We start from the raw sequence: 23,394 nt of genomic DNA on the forward strand, positions 1-23,394 counted from the left end.
ATGTTCCTCTATAATTTCGCCATATACCTGTACGCCTTTATCGTACGTATAATCTCGCCTTTTCACAAAAAGGCGAAACTAATGATAAAAGGGCATAAGCAGACTTATAAGATACTGAAAGAAAAGGTAGATAAGGATGCCCGGTATATCTGGTTCCATGCCGCTTCTCTGGGTGAGTTTGAGCAGGGCAGGCCAATAATGGAAGAGGTGAAGCGTAATCATCCGCAATATAAAATACTGCTCACGTTCTTTTCTCCATCGGGTTACGAAGTAAGAAAAGACACTCCGCTGGCAGACATTGTATGCTACATACCTTTCGACAAGAAACGTAATGTCAAAAAATTTCTGAAACTCGTACAGCCCGAAATGGCTGTCTTCATCAAATACGAATTCTGGTACAATTTCGTCAACCAGCTTCATAAGAAAGATATCCCTATCTACATGGTATCGGCTATCTTCCGCCCGTCCCAGATATTCTTCAAGTGGTACGGCTCACAAATGAGGAAGATGCTGAAGTATTACAAATGCATATGCCTGCAGGACGAGAACTCGGCTATGCTTTTGAATTCAATAGGTATAACCAATGTAAAGGTTTGCGGCGACACACGTTTCGACCGGGTATTGGAAATACGACAGCAGGCAAAACCCCTGCCTATTGTGGAATATCTAGCTAAGAAGGCTGCAGAAGAAAACGAGAAGATATTTGTTGCAGGCAGTTCGTGGCCGAAAGACGAAGACATTATTATCCCGTATTTTAATAATACGAGCGATCTTAAACTGATAATAGCACCTCACGAAATAGATGAAGCCCATCTGAAATACCTGGAAGGGCTTCTCCAACGGCCTTATATCCGTTATTCACAGGCAATACCCGAAATGATGGGCGACTATGACTGTCTGATCATCGACAGTTTCGGACTTCTGTCATCTATCTACCGCTATGGCCACATCGCTTATGTAGGAGGAGGTTTCGGTGTGGGAATACACAATGTACTCGAAGCCGCAGTATATGATATACCTGTTGTATTCGGACCCAACTTCAAAAAATTCCGTGAAGCACAGCAATTGCTCGAACGGGGTGGTGGCTACTCCATATCCGACTACCAGTCTTTCCGGGGACTGATCGACGAATTCCTGCAATATGAAGGCACTTTGACATCTGCAGGGCAATATGCAGGAGATTATGTACGCTCCAATAGTGGTGTTGTAGCCCGTGTAATGGATGTTTTAAAACTTTAAAAAGAAAAAGAAGCGCATTTCGCGATGTTTCTTATCTATCTTTGAGTCTCTTTTAAAAACCTTATGGGAGAAATATCATTAAAAGACAGAACAATCAACCGGATAGCCCGCCATTTTCCCCTGGTTATAGACTGGTTGAAATGGAAATCGGGAGCAAACCAAAAATGGGCTCTCCGAAAAGAAATACTTAACTATTATAATTCTGTCAATGATATTCCGGAAGAAATAACCCGGGCTCTAAAATTCATCCGGAAGAAAGGGATAAAAGCATTTCCGTATCCGTTTTCTTCAAAATATAATCCTGATAAAATAAGAGTCTATACAGATAATACCTCCAATATGCACTACGTTATGCATTGCGGTCACAGGCTATATTATCCCGGCGGAATGGGCAAACATCTTGTCCGGCATACTTATACTATGGTATTATGCGAACAGGACAGAGAATCTACACATTGCTACTTGTCTGAAAATTTCGATGTGTCGCCCGATAGTATCCTGATAGATGTAGGTGCGGCCGAGGGTAATTTCTCCCTTTCTGTTGTTGAGAAAGCGAAAAAGATCTACCTGTTCGAAATGGAACCCCAATGGAAAAAGACATTGGAAAAAACATTCGAGCCCTGGAAAGACAAAGTTACGGTAATCAACAAATACGTATCGGACACCGACAGTGATGACACCATAAAACTGGATACTTTTCTGGATCAGGAAAATATAAAAGATGAAAAGCTGTTCATCAAACTCGATGTGGAAGGAGCGGAGGCGCAAGTCCTCGAAGGGGCAAAACATACGTTGGAAAGGGATGATGTAAAGATTGCCATCTGTACTTACCATAATCAAAACGATCATCAGGAACTCTCAGCGATAATGAACGGGAAAGCATACACGATTAAAACCTCGAACGGATATATGCTATTTCATTATAATGGATTGGAAGCACCTTATTTTCGCAGGGGGCTGATCCGTTGCCAACGATAATTTATAACTTTTCTTTTAAGAAACGCCCTGTATAAGATTCCTTACACTTCGCGATCTTTTCCGGAGTACCCTCACATACAACATTACCTCCTTCTTTTCCTCCTTCAGGACCTATATCGATAATATGATCGGCACATTTGATAACATCCATATTATGTTCGATGATCACAATTGTATGCCCTTTCTTTATCAGGGAATCGAAAGCTTTTAACAATGTTTTTATATCGTGAAAGTGAAGGCCGGTAGTCGGTTCATCAAATATAAACAATGTCGGTTCGGGCTTTTCGTCTGCCATGTGAAAAGCAAGCTTTACCCGCTGGTTCTCCCCGCCAGAGAGTGAAGATGACGATTGTCCCAGCTTTACATAACCTAAACCCACATCCTGTAAAGGTTTCAGGCGTTTAACAATTTTCTTTTCAATGCTGCCCTTACCTTCATCGAAAAATTCGATGGCCTGGTCTATGGTCATTTCCAATACGTCGTAAATATTGGCCCCACGATATTGCACATCGAGTATATCCTGTTTGAAGCGTTTCCCTTTACACACCTCACATTCAAGCAAAACATCAGCCATAAACTGCATTTCCACAAGGATCTTTCCTTCTCCCGCACATTCCTCGCAACGGCCACCTTCGACATTGAATGAAAAAAACGCAGGTGTAAAATGCATCTGTTTAGCCAGCTGCTGTTCGGCAAATAGTTTCCTTATTTCATCGTAAGCCTTGATATAAGTCACCGGATTGGAACGGGACGAACGGCCTATCGGGTTCTGATCCACCATTTCGATGTCTTTGATCAGGTTAAGGTCTCCTTTGAGATCGCTATATTGTACGATCTGCTCACCTTTTCCTTTATAATGACGTTCGAGGGCAGTATAGAACACATCGCAAACAAGCGACGATTTTCCAGATCCGCTGACACCTGTTACTACGGTCATAACATTCAGCGGGAACTTTACATCGATGTTTTTCAGGTTATTCTGTCGCGCGCCTTTTATTTCCAGATAATTATTCCATTTACGGCGTGTTTTAGGCACATCTATTTTTTCCTCTCCATTCAGGTAACGCACAGTATAACTATCGGTATTCTTCTTCAATCCTGCCACATCTCCCTGATAAATAACCTCTCCGCCAAGGCGTCCGGCTTTCGGCCCCATATCGATGATGTAATCGGCAGCACGGATAATCTCCTCATCGTGCTCAACCACGATAACGGTATTTCCTATTGATTTCAGTTCCTGCAAAACATTTATCAATAAGTCCGTATCCCGTGAATGCAGACCTATACTAGGCTCATCCAATATATAAAGCGAACCGACAAGACTGCTGCCTAAAGACGTCGCCAGATTGATCCGCTGGCTTTCCCCCCCCGAAAGAGTATTCGACAAACGGTTGAGAGTAAGATAACCTAGCCCCACATTGATAAGATACTGTATACGTACGTTGATATCTGTCAGCAGACGCTTTGCTATTGCGGCATCCGTTTCGTTCAATTCCAGTTTTCCAAAGAATTCCACCAGTTCTGTTATCGGCATCAATACAAGGTCGGCTATATTCCTTCCGCCTACCTGCACATACAATGCCTGTGGTTTCAACCGCGCACCTTTACAGGCCGGACAAGTCGTTTTCCCCCTGTATCGGGCCAGCATCACACGGTATTGTATTTTATATTGGTTTTCCTCTACCATTTTGAAGAAATCATCTATGCCGTGCAAACCTTTTGCCCCATGCCAGAGCAGATCACGTTCTTTGTCCGTCAATTCGAAATAAGGACGGTGGATAGGGAAGTTATATTTACCTGCGGCATGGATAAACGCCGTTTTCCATTCGCTCATTTTTTCCCCCCGCCAGCACATGACGGCATCTTCGTATACCGAAAGACCTTTATTCGGTACAACCAGATCTTCATCTATACCCATCACCCGGCCGAAGCCCTCGCATACAGGGCAAGCGCCTACAGGACTGTTAAAGCTGAACATCAGATCAGTCGGCTCCTGAAACTGGATTCCATCGGCTTCGAAATGACGGGAGAAATCGAAAGATTCTATTTTATCACCTATATAGAAACGGACAATACAGTCACCCTCTCCTTCGTAGAAAGCGGTCTCAATCGATTCCGAAAAACGGCTGATATTGGCTGCATCCTTATCGCAGGTCAGACGATCGATAAGCAGTAATAACCGGTCGACCGTATATTTTTCTTTAGACTTCAACATGTCCTCGATGCGCTCTACTTTACCGTCGAATTCTACCCTTGAGAAACCTTCTTTCTGCAAAATTTCCAGTTGTTCGTTCAGCGTCCTGTTGTCACGCAGGATTATTTTGGTAAAAATAGCCAGACGGGTATCTTCGGGATAAGTAAGCATCTTGTCCACTATATCACTTACCTGATGTTTTTTCACTTCCTGCCCCGAAACGGGCGATATTGTTTTTCCGATGCGGGCAAAGAGTAGCCGCAGATATTCGTACACCTCTGTGGATGTGCCTACCGTCGAACGGGGATTGCGTGCGCTTACACGCTGTTCGATAGCAATAGCCGGCGGGATACCTTTTATATAATCGCTTTCGGGCTTGTTCATCCTGCCCAGGAACTGGCGGGCATAAGCCGACAGGCTCTCCACATAGCGGCGCTGCCCCTCAGCGTAGAGCGTATCGAATGCCAGTGATGATTTACCGGAACCCGATAAACCAGTAATAACCACAAATTTATTGCGGGGGATTTCTACATCTATATTTTTCAGATTGTTAACCCGCGCGCCTTTTATTAATATATTTTTTTCCTCTGACATAATCTTTTCAAAAAATGGCTGTAAAATTACGAAAAAAAGAGCACATAATCTAATTCCTGTACCTTACCAAAATATAAAATAAGCAAAGAGTTATCGCAAATCTTTACCAAATTCATACTTTGTATTCCGTTGTCTATAAAATGTTTTGTGATTAAAAGCAAGAAGCCTCAACCGATAACTAAAAATATCTTTGCAGTTCCCCTGTTTTTCCGTAACTTTCCAGTCATTTTTTAGAATAAAATCACATGAAACTATTTCTTCTTGACGCTTATGCGCTGATATACCGCTCTTATTATGCTTTTATTAAGAGCCCGAGGGTAAACTCGAAAGGGCTGAATACATCGGCTGTTTTTGGTTTTGTAAATACATTGGAAGAACTTCTCCGGAAGGAAAACCCTACACATATCGCCGTGGCTTTCGATCCTCCGGGCGGCACTTTCCGGCACGAAGCATACGAACACTATAAAGCCCAGCGGCAGGAGACTCCCGAAGATATTAAGATAGCAGTACCTATTATCAAACAGGTGATAGACGCATATAACATCAAGGAGTTGGAAGTACTCGGTTACGAAGCCGATGATGTGATAGGAACCATCGCCAAAAAGGCAGAAAGAGAAGGTTTCGATGTGTATATGATGACACCCGACAAAGATTACGGGCAATTGACCAGCGACCATATCTTTATGTACAAACCTAAATTCGCAGGAAACGGGTTCGACACTCTGGATGCCAAAGCCATAATGGAGAAATACGAACTGAAAGAACCATGTCAGATGATTGACCTGCTCGGATTGATGGGAGACTCGTCGGACAATATACCCGGATGTCCGGGTGTAGGACCCAAGACAGCACAAAAACTACTGGCCGATTATGGTACGATTGAAAACCTGCTTGAAAACACAAAAGACATTAAAGGCACATTGAAACTCCGTCTCGAAGAGAATAAAGAGCAGATCATTTTCTCTAAATTCCTTGCCACAATCAAGATTGATGTGCCTATCGAGTTTCAGAAAGAAGAATATAAAAGACGGGAAATAAACGCAGAAAAACTATCGGCATTATTCGAAGAACTGGAATTCCGCACGCTCATTAACCGGGTACTCAAAAAGGATGGTACACCTGCCAATCCGGTAAGGATAACCACGACACACGAAGCGATCCAGGGCGATCTTTTTGCTGAATTACTACCTGCTCAGAATCAATCGGCAGATATCTTCGACTACTCCGGTTTACAGGAATTAAAAGATATTCCACATACCTACCATCTGGTAGATAAAGCCGAAGAAATAGCTGCTCTTGCCATAAAACTAATGGACGAAAAGTCCTGCTGCTTCGATACCGAAACCACAGGACTAGACCCGATAATCAGCGAACTGGTAGGTATGTCCTTCTCTTTCAAAGAGGGAGAAGCCTATTATGTGCCTGTTCCTGCCGATTTTGAAAAGGCGAAAGAAATAACAGAACAGTTCCGCCCGTTCTTCGAAAATGAAAAAATTGAAAAAACAGGACAAAATCTGAAATACGACATCATTGTCCTGAAAAAATATGGCATCCATGTGAAAGGGAAGCTGTTTGATACCATGATAGCCCATTACCTGCTCAACCCTGAGTTGCGCCACAATATGGACTATATGGCTGAGACTTATCTTAAATACCGCACTATCCATATCGATGAACTGATAGGAGCCCGAGGTAAGAACCAGTTGAATATGCGCAGCCTGCGCCCCGATCAGATCAAAGATTATGCCTGTGAAGATGCAGACGTTACCCTAAAACTGAAAGCAATTCTTGAAAAAGCTATTGAGAAACAAGGTCTTGAAAAACTTCTTTACGAAATAGAGTTGCCTTTGGTATATGTACTTGCCGATATGGAATATACCGGAGTACGCCTCGATACCAACGCATTAGCGGAATATTCCAAGAAACTGACCGTACAATTGCAGAATATAGAGGCCGACATACATCAGGAAGCCGGAACCGAACTCAATATAAATTCGGCCAAACAGGTAGGTGAAGTTCTTTTCGATAAACTGAAAATAGTGGATAAACCGAAGAAAACAAAAACCGGCCAATACGTAACCAGTGAAGAAACACTGGAAGCGCTCAGGGAAGCACATCCGATAGTCGGAAAAATACTGGAATACCGCGGGCTGAAAAAACTTTTGAGTACTTATGTGGATGCACTTCCATTACTGGTAAGTCCTAAAGATGAGAAAGTACATACATCATACAACCAGACAGTAACAGCCACAGGACGGTTAAGCTCGAGCAACCCCAATTTGCAGAATATCCCGATCCGTGAAGATCAGGGCAGGGAGATACGCAAGGCGTTTATTGCCGATGAAAACTGCACATTCTTCTCTGCCGACTATTCACAGATCGAACTTCGCATTATGGCGCACCTCAGTCAGGATCCGAATATGGTAGACGCATTCAATAGCGGAGAGGATATCCATGCCGCCACTGCCGCAAAAATATACAAATTACCTATCAGCGAAGTTACTCCCGAAATGCGCCGTAAAGCCAAAACGGCTAACTTCGGTATTATCTACGGCATCTCGGTATTCGGGTTGGCCGAACGTCTGGCGATTCCACGGGGAGAAGCAAAAGAATTGATAGACGGGTACTTCGAAACTTATCCTAAGGTGAAAGAATATATGGATAAGAGCATTTCCGTAGCCCGTGAAAAAAACTATGTGGAAACTGTATTCGGACGCAAACGCTATCTGCCGGACATCAATTCACGAAATGCCACCGTTCGTGGTTACGCCGAACGCAATGCCATCAACGCGCCGATACAGGGAAGCGCCGCCGATATTATCAAAGTGGCGATGAACCGTATATTCGAGCGTTTCGACCGGGAGAATATCCAATCGAAAATGATCCTTCAGGTACATGACGAATTAAACTTTAATGTGATAGGAAATGAACTTGAAAGAGTGCAACAAATAGTGATTCAGGAAATGGAAAATGCTTATAAGCTGGCCGTTCCCCTTAAAGCCGATTGCGGAAAAGGGAAGAACTGGCTGGAGGCGCATTAGCTTCACAGAAAATCAAGATATGATGAAAACGATTGTCGGATTATTTATTTCTTTAATAATTACATGCTCGTTTATTTTACCGGACAATGACTTGCAAAAACCGGCATGCTACAAGATACGCAGCATAGAAGTTTATAAAGACTTAGAGCCTAACGGAAAACATACTGACTCTATAACATTTGAATCAGGGGAGAGAGTAATGTATACTTTATCGCATACCGATATAGTTGGTTATGGTTATAAAATAGAAGCAGAATTGGAAGGTTCATACGATATCTTTTTTATTTTTTCTTATAGTAAACAGAATCATGTGGAATCTGATTCTCCGGATAAAATAAAAGTAGGTGAAAAATATTTGTTGTCTTTATATCCGGCGATGGTAGATAATGATGAAAGAAGAGGAATACAAAGATTTAGTTATTGTGGGAATATCTTTCCTTTCGGGAAAAAATCCGGAGATTCAAAAATCAATATTTGTCATGCGAAAAATCTCGTTGGTTTGCACCTAATGGGGCATAATAATAAAAACTGAATACCTTATATTCTCTGATTTAAACAGAAAAAAATTATCTTTACAGCCTTAATACAAAAAACATGGGGCTACCAAACATCATTCAATCTAAAGACAAAACCCAATACTGGATATTTCTTTCCACATTGGTTTTACTCACACTGTTTATGATGTTATGTAATGGTTCCTCGTCATCATATTCCGGATTTGATTTCATGTTTCATTATCGTCGGTTCGATGTCTTGATCGACGCTTTACGGCATGGCTCCTACCCTGTCTATATCGATTACAGCACTGCCGAAGGATACGGTTATTTCACCAAAGGATTCTATCCTGATCTCACATTGGTGCCTTTTGCTCTTATTGGAGTATTCACAACCACTTACTTTGCGTACGACTTTATGGTGTTTGTTATGACCATTCTTTGCGGAGTGTTCATGTATCATACGGTCAGGGTAATTTATAAAGACGGTTATGCTGCGGCCATCAGTGCCCTTTTGTATACATTCGCCCTATACCGGCTTCTGGATTTTTACCAACGGGGAGCAACTGCCGAGGCACTTTCATTTACGTTCCTGCCCATTGTCTTTCTGGGACTTTATTATGTAGTGAAAGGCGATTATAAAAAATGGTATGTGTTGACCATCGGTTACAGTCTGCTGATCTATACCCATGTAATAGCTTCGGTGCTGATGTTTGTCACCCTGCTGATAATACTTGCCGTTAATTACAAATCGTTGATAAAAGAGCCAAAACGAATCGGTTACCTCTTCCTGGCGGGACTGACGACGCTTGTTATTGTTTCTTACTATGTCTTTCCCGTAATAGAGCAGTTAAACTCCAATTCCTTTTACCTCAATATACGTACACCAGGAGGTGGTGCGGGATACAATAAGAGTAGTTTCGCACTTATCCTGCAAGGATTTATAAGTGGCATCCATTATCCCGAAGGCAAATTATGGGCAGGTCCCGGTATTCTTCTTACAGCACTGCTTTTCCTTCGCTTTTTTATTAAAAAAGAAGATAAAAGTGATTTATTGAAAAGTACCGATATCGGCGTAATCACCGGTTTTTGTTTCATTATAGCCATCTCCAGTATATTTCCGTGGGGACGATTTCCTTTCAACCTGCTTTCGGCCATACAATATCCCTGGCGATTATTTGAATTTGTGGTTTATTTCTTCGCGGTAGGCGGAGGGTATTATATTTCCATACTGGTGAAAAAGGACAAGCGAAGGCTCTTTGCTTTTAGTGGAATTGTTCTGGCAACATTCGCCTTAATTTATATACATAGCGTTAATTTTAAGCATCATTATCCCGCAAAAGAGGACAGGTTATGGTTTTTTACGAGCGAAGAGCCTGTATATTTTAACCGCTACCACACTATTGGCGGCGAATATTTCCCGTATAAATTACCCAACATAGAATATATTCACGAAAGAGGACTGGTTGCGGAAACGGAAAATGAAGACACCCGGATCTCAAATCTGAGAAGGGATTATAATACGACGTTACTCAATGTAAATATTGTCCGTCCCGATACAGTAATCCTACCACTGGTCTATTATCTGGGTTATACTGTAACGTTGAATGGAGAAAAGCTACCTTACATAGAAAGCGATAAGGGGCTTATAGCTGTCCCCATTAACCAGCCCGGAGAGTTAAAAGCCTGGTATGCCGGAACAGCAATACAAAAAATAAGTTTTTATATTACCCTTATAGCCATATTGTTACTTTCAGTTTATATATTTGTGCAAAGAAGACGCAACAGAATAAGAAATGAGCATGATTGACAACATAATAAACAGGATAGCCGGGAATAAGAAAACCCACTTTTGGCTGTTTTTCGCAATACTGGTCTTTCTCACTGTGGCTATGATGTTCTGTTATCAGCCACTTTGTCCCGGGCAGGATTTCTTTTTCCACTTCCGTCGTTTCCAGGCACTGATGGATGGGCTGAAAGAGAGCCCTTTCCTTATCTATCTTGACTACACAGCCATAGACGGGTATGGATATTTTGCTAAGGCCTTTTATCCTGATGTTATCCTTATACCATTTGCCATTATAGGAAACCTCACGAATGCTGAATTCGGCTACCTGTCGATGATTTTTGTAATGACTGTCCTATGTGGTGTATTTACATACATAACCATTAACAAGATATTCCGCAGCCCGTTTGCTGCCGCTATGGGAGCAATCCTTTTCACGTTCTGTGTTTACAGGTTACTGGATATATATCACCGGACTGCACTGGGTGAAGCCCTGTCATTCACGTTTATCCCGCTAGTTTTCTGGGGGCTTCACGAAATAATCAGCGGAAATTATAAGAAATGGTATATTCTGGCAATTGGCTATGCTCTGTTGATATTCACCCATGTGATATCTACCGTGCTGATGTTTTTTACCATGCTTATCCTGCTGGTGATTTACTACAAGCCATTGATAAAAGAACCGAAGCGAATCTTATACCTCATAATAGCTGGTGTGGCGGCATTGATAATGGCTTGTTACTACCTGTTACCGATGTTTGAACAAATGGCATCGGACACATTCTACTATAACGGGCGCAATATGATGGCGAAGGCCGGAGATATGACGCTCGATTTCCACTGGATACTGTGGGGAATGTTCACGGGCATCATACATCCAAAACAATTATTCATTCCGGGCACAGGGCTTTTATTGACCTGCGTGATAGCACTGCGGATTTTCGTAGCAGGCAAATCGCCGCAACTAAAATATGCCGATGTAGGTGTAGTTATCGGACTGATATTCCTGTTGATGTGTTCACCTGTCATTCCGTGGAGTGTTTTCCCTTTCACCCTACTCGACTTTATTCAGATGCCGTGGCGCCTCTATGAATTTTCAAGCTTTTTCTTTGCAGTGGCCGGAGGGTATTATCTGTCGCTTCTTGTAAAATCAAACAAACGTGCACTGGTATGCGGCGGCATGGTTGTAATGGCAACATTGCTGGTACTGGTTAACGATGGCAAGCTTTATAAAGATGTGCGCTGCTCCAACTCTATAGAATCGACTGATAATAATATACCGCTTCCGCCTAACGGTTACCATATGGGCGGACTCGAATATCTTCCGGCAAGCGTGCCATCTCCCGATTTTTTTGTAGAGAGAAGCATGGTAGTTTTACACAAACATCCCAAAACAGGAATTACCTCGTTGAAAAGAGAAGGAAATGCTACAACGTTCGATCTGGATATTATAGAACCCGATATACTGGAGCTTCCTTTAGTTTATTATAAAGGCTATAAAGTTACTATCGACGGCAAGGAAGCAAGCATAAAGGAAAGCCCGAATGGCCTTATAGAAATGAAAGCCGACAGGCCGGGCAAAGTAGAAGCTTATTATTCAGGCACACCTTTGCAGGTGATCAGCTGGTTAATAAGTATAACAAGCATTCTGGCCCTTTGCATATATATTTATATTTCGAACAGGAAAACAAAGAACACACTGACAGAGAAATGATGTCTCACTCTCCGATAACAACCAATGCGAAGAAATACGATAAGCTCTTATTTCTTTTCGTTCTGGCAGCACTATCGCTATTTATGGTATGCTGGTATGCACCCGTGTCGGAGTATGGAGGACATGATTATTTCTTCAATTTGCAGCGGTTCCGTACACTAATGGGAGCACTGCAATCGGGCAATTACCCTATATACCTCGATTATCAGGTGATGGAAGGATACGGTTACTTTACTAAAGCTTTCTATCCCGATCTTATGCTGCTGCCTTTCGCTGCGCTGGCCATTCTTACCAGCATTCCGTTTGCCTACGATGTAATGATCTTTACATATACATTCCTTTGCGGACTGTTCATGTATCAGGCTGAAATAAAAAGATGGCATATCTGAGTGCCGTATTATATACTTTTTCGGCCTATCATCTGTTCGACTGGTACAACCGGGGAGCTTTGGGCGAAGCCATTTCGTTCACTTTCCTGCCTGTTGTTTTTCTGGGTTTTTACGAGATTGCTAAAGGGAATTATCGCAGATGGTACTTGTTGACAATAGGTTACAGTCTGCTGATATACACACATCTGCTATCATCTTTTCTCACTTTCATCACGCTGATTATCGTTTCACTCTTCTATCTTAAACCACTGGTAAAAGAGCGGAAAAGGATATTGTATTTGTTACTGGCCGCAGTGGTTACAATCCCGATAGTGGCTGGTTATCTATTCCCGATGCTGGAGCAAATGGCATCGAACACGTTCAATTATAGCAATGCTGTCAACATTACAGGGCAAACCAAGCTAAGCCTGCAACAGATAGGACTGGGAATGCTTAGCGGACTGTTTTATCCCGAAGGTGAGAATATTGCAGGCATGGGAATCTTATTGATCACGTTAATAGTCCTGCGCCTGTTTATAAAAGAAAAAACACCACTATTAAAAATCGCTGATTGCTGCGCTTTGATCGGAGTTATTTACACTATTACCATGTCCTTTATCTTCCCATGGGGACGTTTACCTTTAGGTTTTATCCAGTTTCCATGGCGGCTTTATGAATTTGTAGTTTTCTTTTTCGCCATCGCCGGAACATATTATCTGATTAACATTATCAAGACAAGAAAACAATATATAGTTGTGAGTGCGGGCATAGTGATACTGACATTAACCACCATCGTCATAAGCAATAATAATTATGTCCGCTGGCAAACAAAGGCATTGCGAGATATTCCCGAATTATTCACAGGCATTCCATCTGTAGACAACGAATATTATCTGGGTGGCCGAGAATATATGCCTGCCAAAGTGCCTACATACCGGATGTTCAACCAACGGAAAGACAGTATTACCACTTCTTTTGTCGGAGCATATACTTCAAATTTTCAGAAGAAAGACGGCATCACCAGTTTCGATGTGATCACAAGCGAACCCGTGACACTCGAACTTCCTCTCATTTATTACAAAGGATATAAAGCATTCATCGATGGAAACGAAGTTCCGTTAGAGGAAAGCACAAGGGGGCTTGCCCAGATTTCAACGGATAAACCGGGAAAAGCAAAAATATTTTACCAGGAAACTATTATACAAAAAGCGAGTTGGTATGTTTCACTCATAAGCACAATACTCCTTTGTTTATTTATACTTAAATACAGGGAAAGAAAGCAACAGTAAATATGACAGAAACCTCATTGCACAACAAGACAAATAAAAAAACTTACAGGATATTCCTTATCGTCCTGTTCCTGTTGTCGCTGTTTATGGTTTGGTGGACAGGTCCTGTATCCGATTATGGCGGACACGATTATTTTTTCCATCTCAGACGCTTCAATGTATTGGTGGATGCGCTCAGAGATGGAGAATATCCCATATATCTGGATTATGAAAACATCGGTGGATACGGCTATTTTACCAAAATTTTCTACCCCGATCTTATTCTACTGCCTTTTGCGCTGTTATCTCTTCTTACAGGTGTAGGGGCCGCCTACAATGTTATGCTTTTCATCATGACATTCCTGTGTGGTATTTTTACTTACAAGTTGATATCTACCATTTTTTCTAATTCCCCGGCGGCATTTTCCGGCGCGTTACTCTATACATTTTCGGCCTACCGCCTTTTCGATCTGTACCAGAGAGGAGCATTGGGCGAAGCGCTTTCATTTACTTTTCTGCCTCTGGTGCTGCTGGGATTATTCTATATAATTTCGGGTGATTATCGCAAATGGTACGTACTGGCGGCCGGATATAGCCTTGTTATCTATACACATGTCTTGTCGTCATTCATGGTATTTGTCTTGCTCTTTATTCTCTGCGCAATTTCATACAAGTCTTTCCGGAAAGAGCCTGTAAGACTGGGATATCTTTTGCTGGCAGCCATAGTAACAGTAGGATTCACTGCATCTTACATATTCCCGATGCTGGAACAAATGGCCTCCAATACATTTTACTATGAAAACCAGCCGAATATTACGGGACAGAATAAACTGGGAGCTCACAGGATATTATGGGGCTTTGTCAGCGGATTCTTATATCCTCAGAATTCTCCTTCTTGTGGAGTAGGTCTATTACTCACTATTTCGGCCTGCCTGCGCATTTTTATAAAAGAAAAAAGCAACTATCTGAAGATCGCTGATGGTTGCCTGATTATCGGGGTAACATTCCTGATCATTATGTCATCTGTTTTTCCATGGGGACGGCTTCCTCTCGGATTTATACAGTTTCCATCGCGGTTTTACCTGTTGGTGAGTATGATGTTTGCCATTGCCGGAAGTTATTATCTATCGGCGCTCTTAAAATCGAAGTCGCGACAGGCAGCAGGCAGTGTAATACTTGTAATCTTTACCATTGCAGTTATTATATTAAGCAATAAATATTATACTGAAGGACAGATAAAAGCCCGGGCTTCCAATTCGAACGAGACTACCGATAAACCGATAATCGGCAACTGGTACAATCTGGGATGGTTGGAATATCTGCCTGAAAAAGTACCATCGATTTACTATTTGACAGACCGTGGCGACAGCATCACAGCCCTGAACGAAAGCACAAGTATATCCGATTTTCAAAGAAAAGGCCGCACACTCAAATTCAGCGTAACATCTTCTGCCGACACGTTGGAACTGCCCCTTACATATTACAAAGGATATAAAGCCTTTAAAGACAGACAGCCACTGGTTCTGCAGGAAAGCCAGAACGGACTGGTAGAAATCGCGATCCGGGGTAATGGCAGGGTGAATGTATTTTATGAATGGACATTCGTTCAGGAAATCAGTTTGTATATCTCCCTTATCTGTATCTTTGTGCTTATTACATATATTTTTGTTTGGAAGAGGAAAGCAAAAAAACAAATCCCAAAAGAATGAAAAACAATGATACATCCCGATAATAATAAAATGATATTCCGCATATTTCTGGCAACACTGCTGATTCTGGCCGTGTTCTCAGTTTTTATATACGGCGCGTCATATAATCATCCGGGATACGATTATTATTTTCACCTCAAACGCTTCGAAGCTCTTATCTCCGCACTACAGGACGGGCGGTTCCCTATTTATGCCGATTATACCGCTTCTTTGGGATATGGCTATATACACCGTTTCTTCTATTCCGATATTATCCTTATTCCGTTCGGACTCATTGGCATCTTCATCGGAGCGCAACCGGCATACGAAGTTATGCTATTTGTGATGACAATCCTTTGCGGACTATTTATGTACAAAGCCGTGAATATTATTTACAGGAATTCTTATACGGCATTCATCGCCTCCATCCTTTATACATTCTCGGTGTACCGCCTCATCGATATTTATCCGCGCGGAGCATTGGGTGAAGTATTTGCCTTCACATTCCTGCCAATCGTCTTTTGGGGACTGTACCATATTATAAAAGGCAATTACCATAAATGGTATGTTATTGCCATCGGATTTAGTCTGCTTATCTTTTCACATATCATATCCACGGTTCTCGCATTTATCACAGTGGTAATCGTGCTAATTATCTACTATAAACCGTTGATAAAAGAGCCGAAACGCATTTTGTATCTTATGCTGGCGGGAGTAACGGCTGTTGCCATTACATCCTCTTATATCTTTCCATTGTTCGAACAGTTATCCTCCAATACATTCCTTTACGAAAATAATGACTGGAGCCTGCCTTCACGCACTAAGCTCCCGTTATTACACTTACTATGGGCGCTCTTTTGCGGATTTGTTTTCCCAAAAGATATAATGGTGACGGGAATAGGCATTTTACTTACCCTGTCAATTTTTATCCGCTTCTTTATAAAAGGTAAGCCTGAAGGCATAAAAAGTGTAGATATAGGCGTATTCATCGGGCTATTTTATATACTTGCTTCTTCGAGCCTGTTCCCGTGGGGACGGTTTCCATTCTCTTTGCTCTCATTCATTCAGTATCCCACCCGGTTTTATCTGTTTGTCACCTGTTTCTTCGCTGTGGCGGCGGCATTCTACCTGTCAGCCGTTTTTGTAAAAAGCCGTCAGAGACAAGTCATTGCCTTAGTCATCGTTGTGTGTACCATATTTACCATGTATATGCATAGCGAAAACTATAAATATATGCACCGTACATATATCAACCAGACAAACGAAAAACCTGTGCCGGGCAATTTTTTCTATCTCAATGGCGGCGAATATGTTCCTGCCCGTGTCAGATCAGCCAATTATGTGCAGGCAAGGGGCGATAGCGTGATCAGTAAGTTTGGGAATTTATCGATCGATAAATTTGAGAGAGAGAAAGGGATTATAAACCTATCGATAATCACGCAGACTGCCGATTCGCTTGAACTGCCATTGTTTTACTATAAAGGTTATACGGCCGAACTGAATGGAGAAAAACAACCAGTAAGTCAAAGCACCCACGGACTGGTACAAATACCTGCCGACGGGTCGGGAAATATGAAGGTATATTATGCCGGGACACCCGTTCAACGAATTTCGTGGTACGTAAGCATAATAAGTATATTGGTAATATGTATTTATATTTTTAAGCGCAAAAGGAAAAATCATATATAGCATGAAATTCAACAGTTTAATTAATAAAATCGCCGTAAACAAAAAACTCCAGTTCTGGTTATTTTTTATAATACTGGTACTTCTTACTTTGTATATGGTAAGTCAGTACCCGCTTCTGGGCAAAGCCAACGGCCACGATTATTCTTTTCATTTAGCACGCTTCGAAGCGCTTATCGAGGCTTTAAAAACAGGAAAATATCCCATATATATAAATTACACTATTTTAGATGGATATGGATATATGGAGAAATGCTTTTATTCCGATTTTATACTCGTGCCTTTTGCCATAATTGCCATTTTCTCCGATACAACAACAGCTTTTCAGATACTTATCATCACAATGACGATACTCTGCGGTATTTTTACATATATGACAGTAAATAAAATCAGTGGGAGTGCCTTCACTGCGACTATCAGCGCTATCCTGTATACATTCTGTTTGTACAGGCTGCTAGATGTATATCATCGTTTTGCATTCGGAGAAGCTATCTCTTTTACTTTCATTCCTATAGTCTTTTGGGGATTATATCATATTGTAAAAGGAGATTACAAGAAGTGGTATATTATTTCTATCGGATTCAGTTTATTGGTCTTTACACATGTACTTTCCACTTTTCTTACATTTGCAACTATATTGCTGATCCTCATAATAAATTATAAATCGCTCAGGAAAGAACCTAAACGATTAATGTATCTGATACTGGCTGGTTGCACAACTGTTCTGGTGACATCTTATTATCTTTTCCCAATGTTTGAGCAAATGCTCTCTAATACATTTTACTATAAGACAAATGAAACTATTTTTCCACGTTATTTCAGGCTTGATAATTTTCAAGTAATAGACGCGTTATTTGGCGGGTTCACCTATCCGAAATTTGACTTTGCCCCACGAATCGGGGCTATACTTGGCTTTGGGATATTGATCCGCCTGTTTGTGTGGAAAAAATCAGCTGAAATAAAGATTGCCGACATGGGAGTTCTCATTGGTGTGTTCTATTTGTTTGTTTCATCATCTTATTTTCCCTGGGAGAAGTTTCCTTTTTATGAATTTTCTTTCATCCAGTTCCCCTGGAGATTGTTTGTATTCGTCTCTTTCTTTTTTGCAATAGGCATCGGTGTTTATCTTGCTGCCATTATTAAATCCCCGTCACGTTCTCTTGCTGCTGTATTTATTACAGTAATAATCACCACGGCATTGATGTACACCGACGGGAAATTATACCGGCAGGAGGTACTTCGGAATAATTTTGAGCGTATCCAAAAACCTATACCAAAAGTTGCTCAGGCCAAGCGCGAAAAAAAACCATGGGATATATATACTTATTTCCGCATGGGAAATCTTGAATATGTCCCTTCAAAGGTCCCTTCTCCAGACTATATTAAACAAAGAAAAGACAGTGTTATTCCGCTGCATGAGCCAACAACAATCGATAATTTTGAGCGGAACAAAGGAGTTACTTCAGTGAATGTAAAAATAGATGAACCCGACACACTAGAACTCCCCCTACTGTATTATAAAGGATACACAGCCGCTCTCAACGAAAAAAATATCTCCATAAGCGAAAGCGATAACGGACTTGTAGAAATACCTGTTAACGAATCGGGGAATATAAAAGTGTATTACGCCGGAACAACTGTACAAAGAGTATCATGGTATATTTCTCTAATATCCATATTAATATTTGTATCCTATATATTGTATTCAAGAAAAAGAAAGAATGAGATTCATCAAAAAGACACTGCGCCATCTGGAAGAAAATAAAAGACTTCAGTACTTTATTTTTGCTGCCATTGTCATTCTTCTGACTATGCTGATGATGAACGGGTATAATCTTTCCTGCCTGGCACAGGCTCACGATTACCAGTTCCATTATCAACGCTTTGTTGCCCTAATGAATGCACTGAAAGAAGGTGCCTTCCCTTATTATACAGATTATGCTGCCGTTGATAATTATGGGTATCTTACAAAGGTCTTCTATTGCGACCTTATCCTGATTTCTTTCGCTGCCATAGGGTTATTATTTAGCGCAGAGACTGGATTTTACAGCCTGATAATAACAATGACACTTCTATGTGCCTCATTCACCTATATAACGGTATATAAGATCTTCAAAAGCAGATTTGCCGCCTTTACCGCTTCTTTGCTGTATACTTTCTGCCTTTACAGGCTGATCGATTTTTTCTACCGTTTTGCATTAGGAGAGGCCATCTCTTTCACGTTTATCCCTATTGTCTTTCTGGGGTTATATTATATCATATATGGCGACTACCGTAAATGGTATATAATAACAATTGGTTACAGCCTGCTTATATTTACCCATGTCCTGTCGTCCTTTCTCATGTTCGTAACCATGCTTTTATTGCTTCTTGTGGGGGCAAGAAGGCTGATAAAAGAACCCAAGCGAATTTTGTCGTTGATAATCGCCGGCCTGGCGACAATCGTGATAACATCATACTATTTGTTCCCCATGCTGGAACAGATATGGAATAGTTCGTTCTATTTCAGCACATCAGAAGAAATAGTAGCTCATTGGAACAGGCTGAGACCCGACCAGATGATTATTGCCCTGCTGGGAGGATTTTTACAGAAGACAAATGGGTTTATCCCGGCAATAGGAGCAATACTAACTATCGGAATTTTTTTGAGGATTTTTGTAAAGGAAAAAGCTGATACACTCCGGAAAGCCGATATAGGCGTAATCATCGGAATCTTTTACATATGGGGCGCATCATGGCTTTTCCCATGGGGTACACAGCCGTTTCATTCATTCTCATTCATCCAGTTTCCCTGGCGGCTCTTTGAGTTCACCTCTTACTTTTTCGCCGTTGGAATCGGGGTTTACCTGTCCTTCCTTATCAAGTCGAAAGGACATAGGCTGATCGCATTTTCCACAATTACAGGGTTAATCGTGCTGATGATGTTTTTCGACGGCAAATTATACGACTATATTATTTGTAATAATAATAGCTATACATTCGAGATCGTCTCGGATGGCTATGGAATGGGTTCTTTGGAGTATATTCCTTCGAGAGTACCCGACAGAGGCTATATGAAAGAACGGGGCGACAGCATAGGAAAGAAAAATGATGACACCCGGATCGAAAACTTTGTAAGGAATAAAAGCATCACCAGCCTAAAAGTAGAGGTGCAGCAACCCGATTCTATCGAGCTTCCTTTATTTTATTACAAAGGGTATACAGCAGAACTAAACGGACAACAAATCCCTGTCACTCACAGTCTTTTAGGACTTGTACAAATCCCTGCAGAAAAACCGGGCGATATAAAAGTGTATTATACAGGGACTACTGTTCAAAAAATTTCGTGGTACACAACTATTATGAGTATCTTTTCGTTATGTATTTATATCTTTGCAAATAGAAGAAAACGTTTATCTAAAGAAAAGTAACAATGAATCAAATCTCAAACATCGATTACATATATCCTGTCTTCATGCTTTTGTTCGGGCTGTTTATGATCTTCAGTCCGGGAACATTCATCCGCAAGGTAGGGTATAACGAAGAACGTACCAAAGCCGAGAAATGGCTTAAATGGACAGGAATAGGACTTTGCGTATTCGCACCGTTGCTTGCCGGATTCTTTTATTACAAGATGAATGCTTGACGGATTTGTAGAATACGGGTATATCGGCCTATTTCTGGCTTCTTTTCTTGCGGCTACTATCCTTCCGTTTGGCTCCGAATTCGTCTTTGCCGGATTGCTGGCAATGGGTATGAATGCCTGGGGCTGTGTCATAGTTGCTTCGGTAGGTAACTGGCTGGGCGGAATGACAAACTACTATCTCGGGCGTCTGGGTAAAATAGAATGGATAGAAAAATACCTGAAAGTCGATAAAGCCAAAATAGATAAAATGCAACACTGGCTGGAAGGAAAAGGAGCTATTATGGCCTTTTTCAGCTTTATGCCGGTTGTAGGCGATATCATTGCACTGGCATTAGGCTATATGCGGTCAAACGTTTATATAGTGAACGTCGCCATGTTTCTGGGAAAATTCGCCCGCTATGTTCTCATTATGTACGGGGTCAACTGGATTATTTAGACTTTATGAAACATCTGCTGACAGTCTCCATCCTGTTATTAACTCTCTTTTCATGCAAAGAAAAGCAGGGAATAGAAATAAGATGGACCGACAATCTGGAAGGCGATTTCTCTTTTACACAAGAATGGAGTTATCCCGAAAATGTTTTCCTGAACGAATACGGAGAGTTGGTCTGCAACGGTTTGTGTGATACCATTTTAGATAAAATGCGCGATGAAAACGGGCGTATCATCAAAGATTCAATCACACACTATTATCAGTTGTTAGATACTACACATCATTATTATACATTGCATAGCGAGGCTCACGCCCACGAATGGGCAGGAACAAATTATGCAGAAGCATACAAAGGGAAAACGATACAATAGAATGCTATACATTGTATAATGTAGCAACACATTCGAGCCTGCTACTGAAGATCATTGGCAACAAATGTTTCCCCTCTATAGAGTTGAACAGCATACGCACAGGTCTGGAATACTTTAAAGGAAAAGGTGGTGAAATCAAAATAGATAAGTCCTTATTTGAAAAAGGAATATTAAAGGCTGAATTCGATCTTGATTTTGCTCATCCCGATAACGATAGTATTCCCATGTGGTGGAAAGGAAAGATATATACAAAGATAAATACTGAGTAAAAAAATCTCACCCCATAATTAATTCGACATTAGGATGCTCGCTAATGATCTCCATCACAATTTCAAAATAGGTTTTACCCACACCGTTTTCTAATTCCGCCAGTTTTTCCGCCACAAAGTCAGAATTAAACACAGTGGGAGATTTCAATTTCTCTTCATAATAATTTTTTGTAACTTCCAATCCTAAATCTTCCCTGCTCTTATCCATATTCTTCCAAAACAGACGGACATTCTCGTTTCCGTTGATTTCGCCATATCCACCATAAAACATATCGTTAAGTGCATCCAGGCTCTGTCCCAGTTTCCAGTCTGTATTCGCCATAAATACACGGTTTATCTCTTCATAGAAAGCGGGAATGTCATGTATGTTGTTCCCGTCGATGAGTATTGTTTTTGTCATAGGTTTACTTTTTTATGATTAATGTGAATCAGTGTTAGATTTAATCGTCCAATTTCACTAACGCGCCTGCCGGCTTGTTTTCTTAACTTTTGTCTTGATACAAAAGTTACAAAAAATCAAGGCTGCATTCCCCGGTGGCATTCGTCCGCAGTGCGGGGCACCCGTCAGGCGAAAGGGGCGTGAAACCAAATACTGTTTGAGCCGTAGGCGAGTTTATTTGGTTTAGTCCCTAAGCCTGTAACGGGTCGCATGAAGGATGAGCCACCAAAGAGTTTTTGCATTCTTTTGGGGATTTGGCCAAAAGAATGACAAGCAATCTTTGATTGCGCGTAGTAAAAAATAAATGAACATATATTTTATACCACAAATTGGCACAATTATTGATTTTACTTAAAAAGTAAACATGCTCTTAATAATATTGTTTAATTTCGTACTCATAAAAATCTGAATATAAAAGATGTCAACAATACTCTTTCACGAAATAGTTTTTGGCCCCATCCACAGCCGCAGACTGGGCACATCGTTGGGGATGAACCTCCTTCCCTACGACGGAAAACTGTGCTCGTTCGACTGCATCTATTGCGAATGCGGGTATAATAAAGATTTCAGGACCAAGACCAAGCTACCCGACAGGGAAAACGTGAAGGCGGCGCTGGAAGATAAACTTATACAATTGCAACAGGAAGAGACTAATATAGACGTCATTACCTTTGCAGGAAATGGCGAACCGACTATGCATCCGCAATTTGCCGGAATTATCGACGATACGATAGAACTACGGGATAAATATTTTCCCAAAGCCAAGATCAGTGTACTATCCAATGCCATGCATATCGACAAGGAAAAAGTATTTGAAACACTGAAAAAAGTAGATAATAATATACTGAAACTCGATTCGGCAATTATCGCCACAGCCCGCCTGATCGACCGCCCCAACGCGCCATCGTATAGTATAGAAAAGCAGATTGAACTGTTCAAACGTTTCAACGGTAATTTTATTATGCAAACCATGTTCGTTACAGGGTCGCACAATGGAAAGACAGTGGACAACACCACCGACGAAGAAATTTCAGCATGGCTGGAAGCCGTAAAAATGACTAACCCTCGCGAAGTAATGATTTACACCATCGACCGCGAAACACCCGAAAAGAACCTTGAAAAAGTCCCGGTGGAAAAACTGCGGGAAATAGGCAAAAAAGTCGAAGAATTGGGGATAAAAGTGAATATTGCAGGATGAATAAGATTT

The 23,394-nt window shown here is 41.3% G+C and carries 19 protein-coding genes; 17 read left to right on the top strand and 2 right to left on the bottom strand.

The annotated features are described in order from the left end of the window. On the top strand, positions 1 to 1,239 hold the full coding sequence (locus GGR21_RS16925; RefSeq protein WP_183308423.1) for a 3-deoxy-D-manno-octulosonic acid transferase: 1,239 nt from the start codon (positions 1 to 3) through the stop codon (positions 1,237 to 1,239). Between the two features lie 63 nt (positions 1,240 to 1,302). After that, positions 1,303 to 2,217, top strand: coding sequence for an FkbM family methyltransferase (locus GGR21_RS16930; protein WP_183308424.1), 915 nt, complete (start codon positions 1,303 to 1,305; stop codon positions 2,215 to 2,217). 1 nt (position 2,218) lies between these two features. Here the strand turns inward: GGR21_RS16930 and uvrA are convergent, their stop codons facing one another. Beyond that, positions 2,219 to 5,005, bottom strand: coding sequence for an excinuclease ABC subunit UvrA (gene uvrA / locus GGR21_RS16935; RefSeq protein ID WP_183308425.1), 2,787 nt, complete (start codon positions 5,003 to 5,005; stop codon positions 2,219 to 2,221). 245 nt (positions 5,006 to 5,250) lie between these two features. On the opposite strand from uvrA, the gene polA reads away from it, so the two are divergent. From polA to GGR21_RS20820, 14 genes are all read left to right on the top strand, one after another. Then, the gene (polA, locus tag GGR21_RS16940) at positions 5,251 to 8,046 is read left to right on the top strand and encodes a DNA polymerase I (RefSeq protein ID WP_183308426.1); all 2,796 of its coding nucleotides are present in this window, start codon (positions 5,251 to 5,253) and stop codon (positions 8,044 to 8,046) included. 19 nt (positions 8,047 to 8,065) lie between these two features. Beyond that, positions 8,066 to 8,578, top strand: coding sequence for a hypothetical protein (locus tag GGR21_RS16945; protein WP_183308427.1), 513 nt, complete (start codon positions 8,066 to 8,068; stop codon positions 8,576 to 8,578). 62 nt (positions 8,579 to 8,640) lie between these two features. Beyond that, the gene (locus tag GGR21_RS16950; protein ID WP_183308428.1) at positions 8,641 to 10,350 is read left to right on the top strand and encodes a hypothetical protein; all 1,710 of its coding nucleotides are present in this window, start codon (positions 8,641 to 8,643) and stop codon (positions 10,348 to 10,350) included. Continuing rightward, entirely contained in the window at positions 10,343 to 12,040 is a 1,698-nt protein-coding gene (locus GGR21_RS16955) for a glycosyltransferase family protein (RefSeq protein ID WP_246348102.1), read from the top strand. Before GGR21_RS16950 ends, GGR21_RS16955 begins: the two co-directional genes overlap by 8 nt. Further along, a complete protein-coding gene (locus tag GGR21_RS16960) occupies positions 12,037 to 12,429 on the top strand; it encodes a hypothetical protein (RefSeq protein WP_183308430.1) in 393 nt (130 codons plus the stop codon). Before GGR21_RS16955 ends, GGR21_RS16960 begins: the two co-directional genes overlap by 4 nt. Continuing rightward, on the top strand, positions 12,417 to 13,697 hold the full coding sequence (locus GGR21_RS16965) for a hypothetical protein (protein ID WP_183308431.1): 1,281 nt from the start codon (positions 12,417 to 12,419) through the stop codon (positions 13,695 to 13,697). Before GGR21_RS16960 ends, GGR21_RS16965 begins: the two co-directional genes overlap by 13 nt. A 2-nt stretch (positions 13,698 to 13,699) precedes the next feature. Further along, complete coding sequence (locus GGR21_RS16970) at positions 13,700 to 15,385, top strand: YfhO family protein (protein ID WP_183308432.1); 1,686 nt, start codon at positions 13,700 to 13,702, stop codon at positions 15,383 to 15,385. Between the two features lie 6 nt (positions 15,386 to 15,391). Beyond that, positions 15,392 to 17,053, top strand: a complete 1,662-nt coding sequence (locus tag GGR21_RS16975; RefSeq protein WP_183308433.1) for a glycosyltransferase family protein — start codon at positions 15,392 to 15,394, stop codon at positions 17,051 to 17,053. Between the two features lies 1 nt (position 17,054). Continuing rightward, the gene (locus GGR21_RS16980; RefSeq protein WP_183308434.1) at positions 17,055 to 18,815 is read left to right on the top strand and encodes a glycosyltransferase family protein; all 1,761 of its coding nucleotides are present in this window, start codon (positions 17,055 to 17,057) and stop codon (positions 18,813 to 18,815) included. Next, complete coding sequence (locus GGR21_RS16985; RefSeq protein ID WP_183308435.1) at positions 18,772 to 20,460, top strand: glycosyltransferase family protein; 1,689 nt, start codon at positions 18,772 to 18,774, stop codon at positions 20,458 to 20,460. The genes GGR21_RS16980 and GGR21_RS16985 overlap by 44 nt, the downstream gene beginning before the upstream one ends. Positions 20,461 to 20,462: 2 nt before the next feature. Beyond that, the gene (locus GGR21_RS16990; protein ID WP_183308477.1) at positions 20,463 to 20,675 is read left to right on the top strand and encodes a hypothetical protein; all 213 of its coding nucleotides are present in this window, start codon (positions 20,463 to 20,465) and stop codon (positions 20,673 to 20,675) included. After that, positions 20,668 to 21,111: a YqaA family protein gene (locus tag GGR21_RS16995; protein WP_183308436.1), complete on the top strand. Its 444-nt coding sequence runs from the start codon at positions 20,668 to 20,670 to the stop codon at positions 21,109 to 21,111. The genes GGR21_RS16990 and GGR21_RS16995 overlap by 8 nt, the downstream gene beginning before the upstream one ends. A 5-nt stretch (positions 21,112 to 21,116) precedes the next feature. Continuing rightward, entirely contained in the window at positions 21,117 to 21,479 is a 363-nt protein-coding gene (locus GGR21_RS20815; protein WP_221233030.1) for a hypothetical protein, read from the top strand. Positions 21,480 to 21,490: 11 nt separating this feature from the next. Continuing rightward, positions 21,491 to 21,748: a hypothetical protein gene (locus tag GGR21_RS20820; RefSeq protein WP_221233031.1), complete on the top strand. Its 258-nt coding sequence runs from the start codon at positions 21,491 to 21,493 to the stop codon at positions 21,746 to 21,748. 7 nt (positions 21,749 to 21,755) lie between these two features. On the opposite strand, the gene GGR21_RS17005 is transcribed toward GGR21_RS20820, so the two are convergent. Next, a complete protein-coding gene (locus tag GGR21_RS17005) occupies positions 21,756 to 22,148 on the bottom strand; it encodes a barstar family protein (protein WP_183308437.1) in 393 nt (130 codons plus the stop codon). 457 nt (positions 22,149 to 22,605) lie between these two features. Between GGR21_RS17005 and GGR21_RS17010 the strand changes: the two genes are divergently transcribed. After that, the gene (locus GGR21_RS17010; protein ID WP_183308438.1) at positions 22,606 to 23,385 is read left to right on the top strand and encodes a radical SAM protein; all 780 of its coding nucleotides are present in this window, start codon (positions 22,606 to 22,608) and stop codon (positions 23,383 to 23,385) included. The last annotated feature ends 9 nt before the right edge of the window (positions 23,386 to 23,394 follow it).

Source organism: Dysgonomonas hofstadii, from assembly GCF_014196915.1.
In the GTDB taxonomy this organism is placed as follows: domain Bacteria; phylum Bacteroidota; class Bacteroidia; order Bacteroidales; family Dysgonomonadaceae; genus Dysgonomonas; species Dysgonomonas hofstadii.